The 15,791-nt window shown below is 55.7% G+C and carries 10 protein-coding genes; 6 read left to right on the top strand and 4 right to left on the bottom strand.

Going from position 1 to position 15,791, the window contains the following annotated elements; translation table 11 throughout:
* The first annotated feature begins 65 nt into the window (after positions 1–65).
* From hisD to AC2IAX_RS09070, 4 genes are all read left to right on the top strand, one after another.
* Positions 66–1,376 carry a histidinol dehydrogenase gene (hisD, locus tag AC2IAX_RS09085; RefSeq protein ID WP_494387240.1) on the top strand — a complete coding sequence of 437 codons (1,311 nt, stop codon included), beginning with the start codon at positions 66–68 and terminating at the stop codon, positions 1,374–1,376.
* A 363-nt stretch (positions 1,377–1,739) separates the two neighbouring features.
* Positions 1,740–2,810: a magnesium-protoporphyrin IX monomethyl ester (oxidative) cyclase gene (gene acsF / locus AC2IAX_RS09080; RefSeq protein ID WP_494387239.1), complete on the top strand. Its 1,071-nt coding sequence runs from the start codon at positions 1,740–1,742 to the stop codon at positions 2,808–2,810.
* Positions 2,811–3,062: 252 nt separating this feature from the next.
* On the top strand, positions 3,063–4,037 hold the full coding sequence (locus AC2IAX_RS09075; RefSeq protein ID WP_494387238.1) for a vitamin K epoxide reductase family protein: 975 nt from the start codon (positions 3,063–3,065) through the stop codon (positions 4,035–4,037).
* A gap of 745 nt (positions 4,038–4,782) precedes the next feature.
* On the top strand, positions 4,783–6,720 hold the full coding sequence (locus tag AC2IAX_RS09070; RefSeq protein WP_494390336.1) for a serine/threonine phosphatase: 1,938 nt from the start codon (positions 4,783–4,785) through the stop codon (positions 6,718–6,720).
* A gap of 134 nt (positions 6,721–6,854) precedes the next feature.
* On the opposite strand, the gene AC2IAX_RS09065 is transcribed toward AC2IAX_RS09070, so the two are convergent.
* Together AC2IAX_RS09065 and AC2IAX_RS09060 are read right to left on the bottom strand one after the other, a co-directional pair.
* Entirely contained in the window at positions 6,855–7,361 is a 507-nt protein-coding gene (locus tag AC2IAX_RS09065) for a DUF2518 family protein (RefSeq protein WP_494387237.1), read from the bottom strand.
* A gap of 455 nt (positions 7,362–7,816) precedes the next feature.
* The gene (locus AC2IAX_RS09060; protein ID WP_494390248.1) at positions 7,817–10,012 is read right to left on the bottom strand and encodes a calcium-binding protein; all 2,196 of its coding nucleotides are present in this window, start codon (positions 10,010–10,012) and stop codon (positions 7,817–7,819) included.
* A 717-nt stretch (positions 10,013–10,729) separates the two neighbouring features.
* Here AC2IAX_RS09060 and AC2IAX_RS09055 point away from each other — a divergent pair.
* Positions 10,730–11,125, top strand: coding sequence for a VOC family protein (locus AC2IAX_RS09055; RefSeq protein WP_494390247.1), 396 nt, complete (start codon positions 10,730–10,732; stop codon positions 11,123–11,125).
* Positions 11,126–11,135: 10 nt separating this feature from the next.
* Here the strand turns inward: AC2IAX_RS09055 and AC2IAX_RS09050 are convergent, their stop codons facing one another.
* Positions 11,136–12,065 carry a Cof-type HAD-IIB family hydrolase gene (locus tag AC2IAX_RS09050; RefSeq protein ID WP_494390246.1) on the bottom strand — a complete coding sequence of 310 codons (930 nt, stop codon included), beginning with the start codon at positions 12,063–12,065 and terminating at the stop codon, positions 11,136–11,138.
* Between the two features lie 292 nt (positions 12,066–12,357).
* On the bottom strand, positions 12,358–12,609 hold the full coding sequence (locus tag AC2IAX_RS09045) for a DUF7219 family protein (protein WP_494390245.1): 252 nt from the start codon (positions 12,607–12,609) through the stop codon (positions 12,358–12,360).
* 870 nt (positions 12,610–13,479) lie between these two features.
* Here AC2IAX_RS09045 and AC2IAX_RS09040 point away from each other — a divergent pair.
* On the top strand, positions 13,480–15,489 hold the full coding sequence (locus tag AC2IAX_RS09040) for an ABC1 kinase family protein (RefSeq protein WP_494390335.1): 2,010 nt from the start codon (positions 13,480–13,482) through the stop codon (positions 15,487–15,489).
* The last annotated feature ends 302 nt before the right edge of the window (positions 15,490–15,791 follow it).

The following is a 15,791-nucleotide window of genomic DNA, read 5'->3' as shown; positions in this document are numbered from 1 at the left end:
ATCTCGTCGGTAGCCACGGGGCGCTGCGAGGTCGCCGAATTGGACGACCAGGACGCGAAGACTCCATGTTGCGAATTATTACCGAATTGGCCGAGGCCCGGTCGGAGCTACGGCGGATTTGCGATCGCACCCACGATGAGCAGGTGACGCACAAGGAAGCCACCGTGCGTCAGATCCTCCAAACCGTGAAGCGCCAAGGCGATCGGGCCTTGCTGGCCTACACGGAAGAGTTTGACAAGCAGATTTTAACTGCCGAGCAACTTCGCGTCACGGGGTCGGAACTGGATGCGGCCTATCAACAGGTTTCTAAGGAACTGCTGTCCGCGATCCAACTGGCGAGCCGACAAATTGAGGAATTTCACCGGCTGCGGGTTCCCAAAAGCTGGGTGCAATTTGGCGATCGAGATGTGGTCTTGGGCAAGCGCTACACACCGGTTGATCGCGCCGGTCTTTACGTTCCCGGTGGTCGGGCTGCCTATCCCAGCACCGTGCTGATGAATGCGATTCCGGCCAAAGTGGCCGGGGTGGAGCGAATTGTGATGGTGACCCCGCCGGGGCCCGGGGGTGCTTTGAACCCGGCCGTGCTGGTGGCGGCCCAAGAAGCGGGCGTGACGGAAATCTACCGCGTGGGCGGGGCCCAGGCGATCGCCGCCCTCGCCTACGGTACGGAAACGATTCCGAAAGTGGATGTGATCACCGGCCCCGGAAATGTTTACGTGATGTTGGCCAAGGGGCAAGTCTACGGCACGGTGGGCATTGACTCCCTCGCGGGCCCCTCGGAGGTGCTCGTGATTGCCGATCGCACCGCGGACTCCACCCACCTGGCCGCCGACCTGCTCGCCCAGGCTGAGCATGACCCCATGGCCGCCGCCATCCTGATCACCACCGATGGCGACCTGGCCGGAAAGGTGGTCAACGAGGTGAAGGATCAACTGGCAGATCACCCTCGGCGGATTGATACGGAAAAGGCGATCGCCCATTTCGGTCTGGTTGTTGTGGTGGAAACGCTGGAACTGGCGGCGGAATTGTCCAACGAATTTGCACCGGAACACCTGGAATTGGAAGTGGCGGAACCCTGGGATCTTCTGGAGCGGATTAAACATGCCGGAGCCATCTTCCTGGGCCACTCCACACCGGAAGCGGTGGGCGACTACCTCGCGGGCCCCAACCACACCCTGCCCACCTCCGGTGCAGCCCGCTATGCCTCGCCCCTGAGCACGGAAACCTTCATGAAGCATTCCAGCATCATTTCCTATTCCGCCGGGGCCCTGTCGTCCGTGTCTTCGGCGGTGCAGGCCTTGGCGGAGGCGGAGGGTCTGCCGTCCCATGGCTATTCCGTGAAGGTGCGCACCGATCGCCCCAGCCCCGAACGCTAGGGGGATCAGCAGGGCATTAAGGGTATTAGAAGTTGAGATTTGTTGCAGATTGTTACCTGTTGTTGTAACTCTTCATATCCCATCCCCCATCCCCCCAAAGGAGATTGATAGACTAAACAACAGTTTTTTTAAGGCTTTGATCCTTAGCGATCGTTAGCAAGCCGTTTTTAAAATCCCCATGCAGTCTTTGATCCCGCACAACCGCTGTGCAGTTGTCAGGAAAGATTGGCTGCTGATCATCCCGTTGACGACCCTTCCCTAGCACGCTGATAGATCCGTTCAGATTGCTCCAGTCAGATCGCTACAGATCCTGTCTGGCTCAGTCATCCGCCCAACCCGTACCTCGATCGCACTAAGCAATTCATGGTTAGCACTCCCCAAAAACCGCAAGCCGTCCAGCCGGGAGTCAAAGTTCCCGCCAAGGACACGATCCTCACGCCGCGCTTTTACACCACCAACTTCGAAGAAATGGCGGCGATGGATATCTCCGCCAACGAAGAGGAACTCCAAGCGATCATCGAAGAATTTCGGGTGGACTATAACCGCCACCACTTCGTGCGCGACGAGGAGTTCAACCAAAGCTGGGATCACATTGACGGCAAAACCCGCGAGCTGTTCATTGAGTTTCTGGAGCGCTCCTGCACCGCTGAGTTTTCGGGCTTCTTGCTTTACAAGGAACTGTCGCGGAAGCTGAAGGGCAAAAACCCGGTGCTGGCCGAAGGGTTTGAGCTGATGTCGCGGGATGAAGCACGCCATGCGGGCTTCCTGAACAAGGCGATGACGGACTTCAACCTGTCGCTGGATTTGGGCTTCCTGACCCAAAGCAAGAGCTACACCTACTTCGCACCGAAGTTCATCTTCTACGCGACCTACCTGTCGGAAAAGATCGGCTACTGGCGCTACATCACGATCTATCGCCACCTGGAGAAGAATCCCGAAGACCGGATTTATCCGATCTTCCGCTTCTTTGAAAACTGGTGCCAAGACGAAAACCGCCACGGCGACTTTTTCGATGCGGTGCTGCGGGCCAATCCCCAGTTCCTGAACGACTGGAAAGCCCGTCTCTGGTGCCGGTTCTTCCTGCTGTCGGTGTTTGCGACGATGTTCTTGAACGATCTGCAACGGAGCGGGTTCTACGCGGCGATCGGGCTGAACGCTCGCGACTATGACATCGAAGTGATTAAGAGAACCAACGAAACGGCGGGTCGGGTGTTCCCGATCATCCTGGATGTGGAGAACCCTGAGTTCTATGAGCGGCTTGATCGCTGTGCTGCCAACAACATCAAGTTGGGTGAAATCGCTGCCTCGAACGAACCGGGCTTCGTGAAAACCCTGCAAAAGCTGCCGTTGATTTTGAACACGGCTTGGCAGCTCATTGCCCTATTCCTGATGCCGCCCATCCGGGTTGACCAAAATTGGTCGGTGGCTCGCTAGAACTCGGGAATTAGCCCTGATTTGACTGTCATTTCGAGCTGATTTGGTGGCCAGTGCTCAGCACTGGCCATCTTTTTTTGTCTTCTTTTCTGCGTTTTGATCGCTGTTTCTGGCCCGTCGAGCTAACCATTGACGCACCATCAAGCAATGATTCGTTGACCTTCCTAGACAGCGGTAAGGTCGTTCGCTACCCTGAAGTCTGTAGTGACGGCTTTGCCGTATCCCGATCGAGATGGTTCTCTGTGCCTTGCCATGACTGCTTCTAGCACAAAACGCCGCCGCCAACTGCCTTGGCTCCATCGCCACGGTCGCACCGTAATTGCGGGCATCGCCGGAACCGGTTTGGTGCTCACCAGCTATCTAACCGTGGTGAAGTTAACGGGCGCGAAGGCGGCTTGCCCCACAGAAGGGTGCGATCGCGTCCTGAACAGTCCCTATGCCGAGGTGTTGGGGATACCGCTGCCGCTGATTGGGATGCTGGGCTATGCAGCCATGTTGTTGTTGGCGCTGGCTCCCCTGGCCACCCAGCAGGCCCGCAAGGATTTGCAAGTCCAGATTGAGGAATGGAGCGGATTGCTGTTGGTGGCGGGCGGTGCAGCCATGGCCACGTTCAGCGGCTATTTGATGTATGTGATGGTCTCGGAAATTCGTGAGACTTGTCTCTATTGCTTGGGGTCGGCGTTCTTTTCCCTGTCGCTGTTTGGCCTGGCCCTCAGCAGTCGCCGTTGGGATGATTTAGGGAAACCGATTTTCACGGCGATCGGGCTGGCCATCATCACGCTGGTGGGAACCTTGGGGGTTTATGCCACTCCCAGCGGATCCAGTTCCAACGGATCGGAAATGTTCACCATCAAGACCAATTCCGGCCCAGCGGAAATTGCTTTAGCCGAGCATCTCACCCAAACGGGGGCGCAGGAATTCGGAGCCTATTGGTGTCCCCACTGCCATGAGCAGAAAGAACTGTTTGGCAAGGAGGCGGCCGCGAAGTTGCCCTACGTGGAGTGTGATCCCAACGGCAAGAACGCCAAACCGGATCTTTGTCGGGCGGCGGGTATTCGCAGTTTCCCCTCCTGGAAAATTGGTGGCAAGCTTTACGAGGGAGTAACGCCGCTCGATCGCCTGGCGGATTTGTCCGGCTATCAGGGCGATCGCACCTTCCGCCAAGGAAGCCTTCAGGAACTGCCGAACCGCGCCGCCCCGATCCCAGAACCCGCTCCTAGTCCTTAAACCCCAATGCCCTTTAGCCCAACACCTGAGTTCAGGAGGTTGGGCGTTTTAGATTTTGGGGGCCATGATGGGGAATTGGGCCTGGAATCTTGAAAAATTTGCAAATGCTTCGCCGGATCAGGCAACTTTTCGCTAGAAAAGCTAAAACAGACGGCATTTGCGTCAGCAGCGGCTAGTTAGCTTCTCCTTAGTCCCCCTTAGCACCACTGAGCTAGTGTCCATCTCGGTGGCACTGGACGCGGAACGTGGCGAACTCCAAAACTGGTTTCCGGTGCTGGGTTCCGGTGCTGGGTGCAAATGCCATGCGATCGCGCGTAGGAGACTGGAGCTGCCCCAAATTGGCTGGGATTGTCACGATCAAGGTTCGTTCCCCGAAGCCGTTAATTAAGCCGTAACGAAGCCAATCCGAGAGAGTGAGGTATCTATCACGATCCGTAATCTCTGAAGCGTTACGATTGAGACCGGGAGCAGTCGGCTAGAATCCAGAAAAGATCGTCAAACATCTTGTCGGGGGCGGCCACTTTTGACCTGGCCCATTTGGCTTGACTCGATCCAGTATTTCCGATCAGGGTGGCGTGCCAACGGCTATTCGCGATGTTCTGTTTAGGCATTTTGTTTAGGCGTTTCGTTTAGATGCTCCGTTTAATAGTCCTCGTGATTTGATTGCTCGATTTAATCACCCAAGCTTGATCACCCATCGATCAACCAACCCTGATCACTCTTGAGACCTCTGACAGTGGCTGCTATGCAGATTTGTCCCCAGTGCCAATGTGAAAACCCTGATGACAACAAGTACTGTCAGCAGTGTGGTGCCTCGCTCGATCGACTGCTCTGTCCGGAATGCGGCACTGAGAATCCCGTCGGTCAGCTCACCTGTAGTGACTGTGGCGAGGTGATCGGGACAGTTCTGCAAGCTCTTTTGGTGCCGCCGGAGCCGGATGCCGCTTGGCCAAATCCCCCCGAGACCAATGATCCCGACCAGCCTTTTCTGCGCTACAAGCCCTTGACCCCGATTCGGGCAATTGATGCCAGCGCCCAATATCAAACCCAAGTGCTGGATCAACAGCCCTATCGACTGCGATTTTTCGATCGCTGGTTGCACCAACCGATCGAGGGCGATGCGGAACCCACCTTGCCCCCCAGCTCTCAACCCGCACCCAACGAACTCTCGATCGAGTCCCAAATTCCATCCATTGCCCAACCCTATCTGCTGCTCGATTCACAACTGGGCCAACGCTTGCCCCAGGTCTACGACACCTGGCAAGGAGAAGGCTGGCAAGTGCTGTTGATTGAGGATCGATCGGACTGGAAATCCCTGAGCGATCTGTGGCGAGATCCCGACACACCCACCCTGCAAGTCCTGCACGATCTCTACGAAATGCTCGACCTTTGGGAAGAGCTAATTCCCGTGCAATGTACCGCCAGTCTGCTGGTGCTCGACAACCTGTGTGTTGACGAAGACAGCGTTCTGAGCCTCAAGCGTCTGCATGACCCTACCGCACATCCGGAGCAGCCCACCGCCGCCAGCAGCCTCACACACTTGGGCGAAGCCTGGCTACAGTTACTGACCCAGGCAGAACACCCAGGAGCCGACTCCCTGATCAACCTGGCTCAACTGATTGCTCGGGGTCAATTCACTAGCCCCGACGTGGTGCGCCAGCACCTGCGGCTCATTGCCGACAACTTGGAGCAAAAATCCCCCGTAGCGGCGATCGCCGCCACCAGCCTGAGCGAAAGCGTGGCCATGCCTTCTGGCTCGGTTGTTCCCAACGGTGGCAACCCGCTCGCTAATCTTCCCCTCAGTAGCCTGCGGGATGACGATGAGGACGATACACCCACGATCGTCCTGCCCATGAAGTTGTCGAGTCTGGATGAAGCGGGGCGCACCGATATTGGTCGCCAGCGCGATCACAATGAGGACTACTTCGGCATTTACACCAACTTCCAGCGCCTGGAAACCCCCAACGGCAGGACGGTTCGGGCCCACAATCTCTACATCCTCTGTGACGGGATGGGGGGCCATGCCAGCGGGGAAGTGGCCAGCCACTTGGCGGTCAAAACCCTTCAGGACTATTTCCAAACCCATTGGCAAAATGAAATGCCCCCGATCGAGGCCATTCGAGAGGGCATCTTCATCGCCAACCAGGCAATTTACGACGAAAACCAAAGCGAACAGCGATCGGGCAGTGGGCGGATGGGCACCACCCTGGTTTTAGTCCTTGTCCACAATTCCAAGGTAGCCGTGGCCCACGTGGGAGACAGCCGGCTCTATCGGCTCACCCGCCGTCGGGGTCTGGAGCAAATCACCACCGACCACGAAGTCGGACAGCGGGAAATTCAGCGCGGCATTGATCCCGATGCCGCCTACAGCCGCCCCGATGCCTATCAACTCACCCAAGCCCTGGGGCCCCGCGATAACACCGGAGTGGATCCAGAAATCCAGTTTTTGGATCTGGATGAAGATGCTCTGTTGTTGCTCTGTTCCGATGGATTGAGCGACAACGACTTGGTTGAAACCCACTGGCAAACCCACTTAGCCCCACTGATTAGCTCGCGCGCCAATCTTGACCAAGGGGTTTCGCAACTGGTGGAGCTGGCAAATCAGCACAATGGCCATGACAACATCACGGCCCTGCTGATTCGAGCGAAGGTGCAGCCCAATATGGACAGCATGTTGATGTAGAGCTGGGCGCTGATTGACGTAGAACTGAGCACTGAACTGAGCAGTCGGCCAGGCTTCCTAAATGGTTTAACCAGCAGCCAGGAAGCCATGGTCGATCGAACGGGGAGCGAGCTGAGTTCCTAAAAGCTAAACTCCTAGAATAGGGTGATTTTGGGGTTTTCATCGATGCGAACGGTGAGCGATCGCTCGATTTGCCCCCGGTACTGGAGTTTCGAGATCCCATCCTCAGGATGAGTGACCGATCGCGCACGGATAGTCAACGAGGGCTGCCCCCCCACTCGTCCGGGGGAGTAGAGGTCGATCGCCGCTTGCTTGAGGGTGGCCACCAACGCCTCCGCTGATAAATCTGGCGAAACGGCGATCGTGGCGAGGGTTGCCCCCGTGTCATAAACCAGGTGGTAGGCGGCAGCTCCCTCAATGCGCGGCCGTTCCCGGAGGCTGAGGCCAAAACCAAATAGCCCCGCTGCCACCACGATCGTGAACGCGGTGACTCCCACCAGTCGAAACCGCCAGGCCCAGCCCAGCACAAACGCCAAAATCGTCAACAACAAAAACAGACCATCGGCCGCCAAAGTCCACTTGGCCCCCTCGATCGCCAGTTCCGTCAGCCCTTTGCCATCCAGAAGTTGACTGAAATCCATCGTTTGAATTCTCCTTACCTGTGCTGTTTTTGTAGACTGGCTGTTTTTTTAGAAATTGATCTTTGATTGTTGATCTTTGATTGTTGATCTTTTTGATCTTTGAGCGGTGTTTTGGCGATTGACGAGGATGCCTGAGAAGTAGCCTGAGGGACTAACCAAGCGCCAACAGTTGTGGGGGCAAGGAGCTTCCGCCCCTTGTCTGGGCCGGTTGATGAAACCCACAAAGCAGTAGTTTTGGCTTTTCAGACATCCTCTGATGGGATCTTTGAAAAGTTGGGAATACCCAAAAAAAGGGGTGGCTCACTGTCCACCCCTCAGACTCTATCGGTTTTGCTTCCATCGATGCAAGCGCACCACATGAGCGCAGCCGAATCAGCGCAACCGATTAGCTCCTCTGCATCCTGGCGATCGGGAACCGCTCTGCGATTTGGCCCCAATCCCCAATGACTGAGTTTTTAATCATCATCATCGTCATCGCCCTTGCCGAAGCGCTTGCCAATGCCGGGGGGCAGGGTGTCAAACGTCCGCTTGCCACCAACGATCTGTTTCGCCAATCCGGGCGGCAGGCCCAACAAACCACCACCCAAGTTGATGTTGGTGATGTTGGTGATGTTCGTAATATTGGTGATGTTCGTCACGTTGGTAGTAGAACCGCTGAGGCTACCACCCGTAGTGCCGCCGCCCGTGGTGCCGCCTGTGCTGCTGCCGCCGCCTGTGCTGCCGCCCGTGTTGGTGTTCGGCAGGCCAAAGATGCGGAAGTTGCTGGCAACCAATTCTGCTTCGGAGTAGATCTTCAGCGAGAAGCCCGAGGAAACCTTGACGATCGAGAAGAAGTTGCCGTCTTCGTCGCGGCCCTTTTGGGTCACGGCTTTCAGCACATCGCCACCGGACTTGAAGCCCAAGTTCGCCGCCAGGGCAATTCGATCGTCCTTCGTTGAGAAGTCATAAATCGTCGCTTCGCCGGTCAAGGGGTCGATCGAGCTGCTGCCCGTCGTGGAACCGGTTGTGCCCGTGCCCGTCGTACCTGTGCCCGTTGTACCCGTGCCCGTCGTACCGGTTGTACCTGTGCCAGTTGTACCTGTGCCCGTCGTACCGGTGGTGGTTCCGAGCGTAGTCCCCGTGGTGGAAGTCGAACCCGTCGTGCTGCCCGTGGTCGATCCGCTCGTGCCGCCCGTTAAAGAATCGGAACCCGTAGTGGCCGTCACATCCAACTTGCCAAACAGGAACACATCCTTACCAGCGCCACCCCACAGGGCATCCTTACCGTAGCCACCCTCGATCGAGTCGTCACCTTCGCCACCCAGGATCGAATCATCGCCCTGATCGCCCACCAGGATATCTTTGCCAGCACCACCGACAATAAAGTCATTGCCATCGCCGCCAAAGATCAGGTCATCCCCAGCATTTCCCGTCAGGATGTCATCGCCACCGAAGCCAAAGATCTTGTCATCGCCACCCAGGCCATTGAACACATCTTTGTTGGAACCACCTCGGAAAAAGTCATCTCCCTGGCTCGGCCGGTCAGACAAGGGCGAATTCGTGAAATCCGCGTCCCGTTTTTCCTTGATGCCGAATTCCAGGAAGTGCTTAAACAGGTTCTTGACCTGTCCGCCCTTGAAGGCCTTGGAGAGGTCTTCGTTGAAGTCTAGGTAAAGATCTTGGTTGAACTTGGGTGAAGGGCTGAGACCCTTAGCAAAACCAACCGCTTGGAAGTGGGCAAAGGCGCTGCTGAATTGGCCGCTGGCGACCGCCGCTGCGGCATCCGGATTAGCTTCCAGATAATACTTACCATCAAAAAATGTGCCGCTGTTGCGTCCTTCCTTGACCCCAACAGTCAAGAAGTGCTTGTAGCTGTAGGAAAACGACAGATTGTTGAACAGAATGAACCCGTCAACATCACCGTTGGTCTTCAGATATTCATTGGGGTTGAAGAAGTAGCTGCCCACCCGCCGCTCTTGAACACCGGCTTTGATGAAGTGCTCAAAGGCGCTGCGGAAGCCGCTGGCTTTCAGCGAAATCTTCAGGTCAACGTTTAACTCCAGATATGCCTTTGGATCGAAGACCAGCGAAGGGGCGCGATCTTCAAACTGCCCAACCGTTAGAAAGTGCTGATAGGCGCTCTTGATGGAGCCACTTTGCACAGCGGCGACCACATCCGGATTTTGATCCAGATAGAACTTTTCGTCGAAGCAAAGGGACGGGTCGATCGCGGCTCCCGTTGTGGTTCCGGTGGGGTCGGGGGTTGTACCCGTGGTTCCCGTCGTGCCCGTGGTTCCCGTCGTACTGGTGGTTCCCGTCGTACCGGTGGTTCCCGTCGTACCTGTAGTTGTACCGGTGGTTCCCGTTGTACCGGTGGTTCCCGTCGTACCCGTAGTTGTACCGGTCGTACCGGTCGTACCGGTTGTTCCCGTGGTTCCCGTGGTTCCCGTGGTTCCCGTGGTTCCGGTCGTTCCCGTGGTTCCGGTCGTGCCCGTGGTTCCCGTGGTTCCCGTGGTTCCCGTGGTGGTTCCAGTCGTACCGGTCGTGCCTGTGGTTCCCGTGGTTCCCGTGGTGGTTCCGGTCGTACCAGTCGTGCCCGTGGTTCCGGATGTGGTGGTTGGGGTGGTGGAGGTTGGAATAACCACAGTGTCCGTGGTGGGTGTTGTAGCCATGGTTTTTGATGTCCTCAGATATTGCTGATTAAGTCCCTAGATCTCGACTGGATGAGACAGATGAACGGGCTTGTTCACCTGCCATTTCGATCGCAGTCCATGGGCTGGGCAATCGTATTTCGAGCGATCGGGAAACAATGATTTGCTAATGGTGCGTTATTTCACAGCCCACAGCCTGCATCGAAATAATTGCGATACACCCAAGTGCTTAGGATTGAAATTTCCTATAGCCGATCGATTCAGTCCAGTTACTGAGTCGATCAGTTTGCTGTTACGAGCTTTTGGCATCTCTGCCTTGTCAGACGAAGGGTTCCCAAATTGGTTCCCGTTCAATTTCTAAAATTCTGGATATTTTTTTGCATGGGACTGTGACCATAATTTTTTTGAATTACTGTGAAATGCATGATAGTTCCCGCAAAAAGTTGGGTAATCTAAGGAAATTTGCAAGATTATTTTTAGCGGGATTTTTTAAGATCGCAACCACAAGACTGTGCTGCAAGAGAGCGATTCAAGCCTGGCAATAACTCCCAACTTCTACAGGATGATTGACTGCAAGATCGGACGCTTATGCCAGGTTGAAAACCGGCTAATGGCCCCGTGACTGTTGACCCCAATTTGCTGATCCCCATCTTTGCCCAAGCTGATGTTCTGAAGGGATGTTTGGGGTAGGGTGGAATGGGCAGTTAACCGGATGAGCCGGGCTTGTGGAGTTGCGCTGTGGATCGGTTGGACTATCGCGGAGCGCTGGTGGTTTTAGCAGATGGGATGGGAGGCCAGTTGGGCGCGTTTTACCGATCGCTCCTGGGAGATCCGGTGCGATCGATCGGTTCGGGCTATTGGGAATTTGGGCTAACGGGCGGTCTACGCTTAGGAATTTTTCGGCCCCAACCCGACCAGATGGAACGCTTTCAGGGCGCAACGGGGGGCTTTTGTCTCTGCTTGGAAGTGATGGATCTGGATCAAGCGATCGCCCTGGTGAGCGATCGGGGGGCCACCTTGGCGGGGTCAGTGCGCATTGCGAGCCACGGCCGGGAAATTGACGCGATCGACCCGGCGGGCAACCGTCTGATTCTCTATGAGCCGCAGGAGCCACGTAAGTTAGCCAGTTCGTAGATTGAGGGGCCTAATGAGCTGATCCCTGCGCCGCTAAAACCTGCTCGATCGCCCGAGCAGCCCCATCCTCCGCCACCGACGGCGCAACCCATTGGGCGATCGCCTTAACCGGTTCCGGTGCATCCCCCATGGCCACCCCCAAGCCGGCATAGGCGATCGCTTCCAAATCATTGAAGTTATCGCCCACAAACATCACCTGCTCCGGCCGTAAACCCAACTGTTGCTCCGCCAAATGCCGTACCGCATTGCCTTTGTTCACGTCCGGGTGCACCACTTCCAAAAAGGTGGACACAGACGTGGTGAGGTAAGCTTCCTGGGCACAGTAGCGCTGGCGTAGTTTTTCCAAAAGATCGCGGGTTAACTGGCGATCGGGACTGAGGGCCAACACCTTGGTGGGGTCAGGGCCTTGATCCAGCACCTGCCGAAAATCTCCCACCTCGATCGGGGTCACACCCGTGCGATCGGCATAGTCTTGGCTGGCCGGTGTCAGTTGGCGAATCAGCAAGCGATCGTTCACATACAAATGCACCGACAGGCGATCGCCCCAGGCCGGCTCCTCCAAAAAGTCAACCACCTCCCGTGCCAAAGTCCGATCCAGCGGACGGTGAAACAGCGGTTTGGACTTGGGGCGATCGGCTGGTTGGCTGTGGTCTGGTTGATCCATCCAAGCCCCCTGATAGGCAATCAGCGGCAGGGGGGTTTGAATTTCCCGATGAAACCGTACCGCCGAACAGTACATGCGCCCTGTGGCAATGGTGACAGCCAAACCCCGGGACTGAGCCGCTTGGATCGCGGCCAAAACCGGGGGATTAATTTGATTATTTCGACCCGCGATTGTGCCGTCAATATCCAACACAATCAACCGAATTGCACGGGCCAAATGATGGGGAAATGGCTGCTGTCCGCCACTGCCCGATTGCCAAGCTTCTGTAAACACCATCGGAAGGCCCCTCGCCCTGAAGTCACGGCTTGAACGCTCCAAAGTCTAACGCTCTCCCCAGGGCCAAACCTAGCCAAGAACGGTCTCTGGCAGGGGGAGAGCGATCGAAACTATGGAGCATTCAGCGACGACGCGCAGCCGTGAGACTAGGCCGCAATGGCGAATCGGGAATACATCAATGGTGAGTCTGCGAGTCCAAACAGTGGATTTGCCAAAAACCTAAACTTGGGTCGCCGCGCCACTCGCAACCATCCAAAGCCTTCGCTAAAGTGGTTGGTCGCGAAAATGGCCACTATTGCGGATTGGATCCAAAAGGTTCTTGGCCAACGCCAAGGTTTTCATAACTCCCTTCCAGGGAAGCCCACAGGGATTGCAGTTCATGAAAAGCTGCCTCGGGTGAGAGCTTGCCGTTGGTCTCCAAGTTGCAAATGAAGCCAACTCGTTGGGCAAACTCTTGGAGGTTCGCGTTAAAGACCAAATTCTCGGGGCGAACTACGCCGCGATAGGTGGAGCAAGGAGCGATAAAGGTCGCATGGTCTTTCATGGGATAACCTCCAGGTCATACACGATTTGTGAATGGACGAAGAGGCGATCGCGAGCTTCCGGAAGATGTTAGAGCAGAGGGTTAAGGTCTGATTGCACCTGGTTGGAGGATAACGCTTGGCGATCGCGGTAACGGCGTGAGTTGGGCGCGAACGAAGCTTTCTTAAGGGCTTCTTAACCTAAGTTTAACCTGGTTTTGGAATTTTGGGCCTGAATTTGGAAAATTTGTCAAGCACCTGACCTGGACTGGGTTGAGGTTTTGCACCCGATCGAGCAATCAATCCCTGAAAGGGAGATTAAGGAACCGATCGGAAAAATATCCGACCGCTGGAGGAATTGATTAGTTTCAGCATCCCTGAAATTACGGAGAAACACTGCGATCGCGATCGTCCCCCAGCCCGATCGACATCATCACGTCCCCCTTAGGATTTTGGTTTTGCACTCTGGGCTGTGCGCCCTTAGGCTTTTCTCCCCTCACTCCAGTCAATCAGGATCGTTCAAGACCTGATTCACCAACGCTTCAAGCGGCGTTTCCGTTAGGGTTTCAGGGCACGAAAAGCCGAGAACAATTAACCATCATGGAGGAAACCGTGGCTTTTCGATGGGCCTTGGCCCAGTTCCTTAAGGATTCGAGACGATTCGTCAAAAAGATTAGAAAGCTCGGGAATGATTCTGATTATTTCGGTTAACCGTGAACCATCACGGAGAGCCTTACGGGCCGTGGCGCTCCACTGAACTCAGCTCCCCGTTTGCCCTCCAAGGCTGTCCCATGGTCAATTAATCGCCGCCGAAATCCAACGATTGATGGCGACAGTATTTACAATTAGTAACTAAGTAACTGGTTCAGGCAACGTTCGCCATGACTTCAGCGATGACTCCTGTGTTTGATGCGACGGATCCCAAACGGGCCACGATCGAGGCACGGGCAGTAGCAGAGGATGTTTCCGCGCCGGTGTCGCCAAATCAGGGCCCCACCGACGACGAAGACATCGAGACCTATCGATCGCCCCACTACGACCCAGACGCGATCGACGCGGCCTATCGAGGACGCTGGTGGGCCGTGCTGCAACGGACGATCGCCGTTTTGTGGCCCTGCTTCACGTTTGCCTTTGCGATTTGGCGCGATCGCCAGAGCAACCAAGTCAAGCGCAACGAAGCCCGCCGCGCCCGCCAGTTACGAGAATTGCTGACCCAGTTGGGGCCCGCCTTCATCAAAGTGGGGCAAGCCCTTTCCACCCGGCCCGACCTCGTGCCGCCGGTTTATTTGGAAGAGCTGACCCAACTGCAAGATCAATTGCCGGCTTTTCCGAATGAAATCGCCTACCGGTTTATTGAGGAAGAATTGGGCGATCGCCCCGAGAATTGCTTTGCTGAACTCAGCGAAAAACCCGTCGCCGCCGCCAGTTTGGGGCAGGTCTATCGCGGCAAATTAAAAACCGGGGAAGCCGTTGCCGTCAAAGTGCAACGGCCCGGACTCACAGAGCAAATTACGCTCGACGTTTACATCATGCGTGGCCTGGCCAAATGGGCCATGAAAAACGTCAAGCGACTGCGAAGCAACTTAGTCGCCATTACCGATGAATTTGCGGCCCGCATCTTTGAGGAAATGGACTATTCCCAAGAAGGACGCAACGCAGAGCACTTTGCCAAACTCTACGGCTCCATGCCGGAAATTTATGTGCCCAAAATCTATTGGCAATACACCGGCAAGCGGGTGTTAACCATGGAGTGGATTTCGGGGACAAAGCTCACCAATTTGAAAGAAGTGGCCGCACAAGGCATTGATGCCACCCACTTGGTGGATGTGGGGGTGCAGTGTTCCCTGCGGCAATTGCTGGAACATGGCTTTTTCCATGCGGATCCCCACCCGGGCAACCTGTTGGCCATGCCCAACGGTCAATTGGCTTATCTCGATTTTGGGATGATGAGCCGAGTTAAAAAATATCAGCGCTACGGGCTAATTGAAGCGGTGGTTCACATGGTGAATCGCGATTTTGCTCGATTGGCGGAAGACTACGTGAAGCTGGAATTTTTGACTCCTGACACCAATTTGGAGCCAATTTCCCAAGCCCTATCCGGTGTGTTTAGCAATGCGTTGGGATCCAGTGTTTCGGAGTTGAATTTCAAAAACATCACCGATCAACTGTCAGGGGTGATGTATGAGTACCCGTTTCGGGTTCCGGCTTACTATGCTCTGATTATTCGATCGCTGGTGACCCTCGAAGGGATTGCGATCAATGTGGATCCGGAATTCAAAGTGCTTAGCAAAGCCTATCCTTACATTGCCAAGCGATTGCTGACAGATCCGGCTCCAGAACTGCGGGCTTCGTTGCAAGATTTGCTGTTCCGGGAAGGCGATTTTCGTTGGAATCGGTTAGAAAATCTGTTGCGCAATGCCAAGGACAGTGCTGATTATGATCTCAATGAAGGGATCGATCGGGCGGCGGAGTTTTTGTTTTCGGAACGTGGGGAATTTATCCGCCAACAGGTCGCCAATCGGTTGGTGGAGGCGATCGATGCAGCGGGCCAAAGTGCTTGGCGATCGCTCCTGGACAATTGGGGCAAGTTCCTGAACCGCAACCCAGGCAGTCCAGTAAGTTCCCAAGTGGGAACCAACTCCAGCAACCCGCGCGAAACCTTGGAGCGGTTGCAACGTATTTGGCAGTTGCTTCAGGAAACGCCGGGGTTTGATTCGATGAAGCTGTTGCAGTTGGCGGCGCGGATCCTGGTGCGGCCGGAAACCCAGCAGTTGGGCCAACAGATCGCCGGAGAGTTAGCCCAACGCGCGATCGCCCGGTTGATTCGGGAGGTGTTGGTGGCGCGATCGCCCCAGCCGATGACCGATTCCAAGGCGGCCGTCCCGATCGCGGCTTTGCGCTAGGCCATCATCGGGAAGATTTGGATCCCTTGGGACTGGTGCTCAGGGTTGCTTGAGGGTTACTTGAGGGGAAGGCGATTGCTCGATCGGGCGATCGCCTTCTGTTTTCAGGATGCACCCTCGAGAGGGCCGGCAACTCAGCATGAGTTGGCTCAGAAAGTCTGGAGCATCACTACTGGATTTGCTTTATAACCCAATAACGATAGAAAGATAAAAGACCATCAGCGGTTAAATTAAGAAACGGTTGACTGGCCGATCGCCCCCATTCCGGGAACCCGATCGCCCCAGCCCCAAAAACTGCACAA

The sequence above is a fragment of the Limnothrix sp. HT2024 genome (assembly GCF_059138625.1).
This window is presented reverse-complemented; position numbering and strand designations above follow the sequence as displayed.

Coding starts and splice junctions, on each gene's coding strand:
- AC2IAX_RS09040 (WP_494390335.1), top strand. CDS start 13,480: ATGACTCCTGTGTTTGATGCGACGGATCCCAAACGGGCCACGATCGAG.
- AC2IAX_RS09050 (WP_494390246.1), bottom strand. CDS start 12,065: ATGGTGTTTACAGAAGCTTGGCAATCGGGCAGTGGCGGACAGCAGCCA.
- AC2IAX_RS09045 (WP_494390245.1), bottom strand. CDS start 12,609: ATGAAAGACCATGCGACCTTTATCGCTCCTTGCTCCACCTATCGCGGC.
- AC2IAX_RS09060 (WP_494390248.1), bottom strand. CDS start 10,012: ATGGCTACAACACCCACCACGGACACTGTGGTTATTCCAACCTCCACC.
- acsF (WP_494387239.1), top strand. CDS start 1,740: ATGGTTAGCACTCCCCAAAAACCGCAAGCCGTCCAGCCGGGAGTCAAA.
- AC2IAX_RS09065 (WP_494387237.1), bottom strand. CDS start 7,361: ATGGATTTCAGTCAACTTCTGGATGGCAAAGGGCTGACGGAACTGGCG.
- hisD (WP_494387240.1), top strand. CDS start 66: ATGTTGCGAATTATTACCGAATTGGCCGAGGCCCGGTCGGAGCTACGG.
- AC2IAX_RS09075 (WP_494387238.1), top strand. CDS start 3,063: ATGACTGCTTCTAGCACAAAACGCCGCCGCCAACTGCCTTGGCTCCAT.
- AC2IAX_RS09070 (WP_494390336.1), top strand. CDS start 4,783: ATGCAGATTTGTCCCCAGTGCCAATGTGAAAACCCTGATGACAACAAG.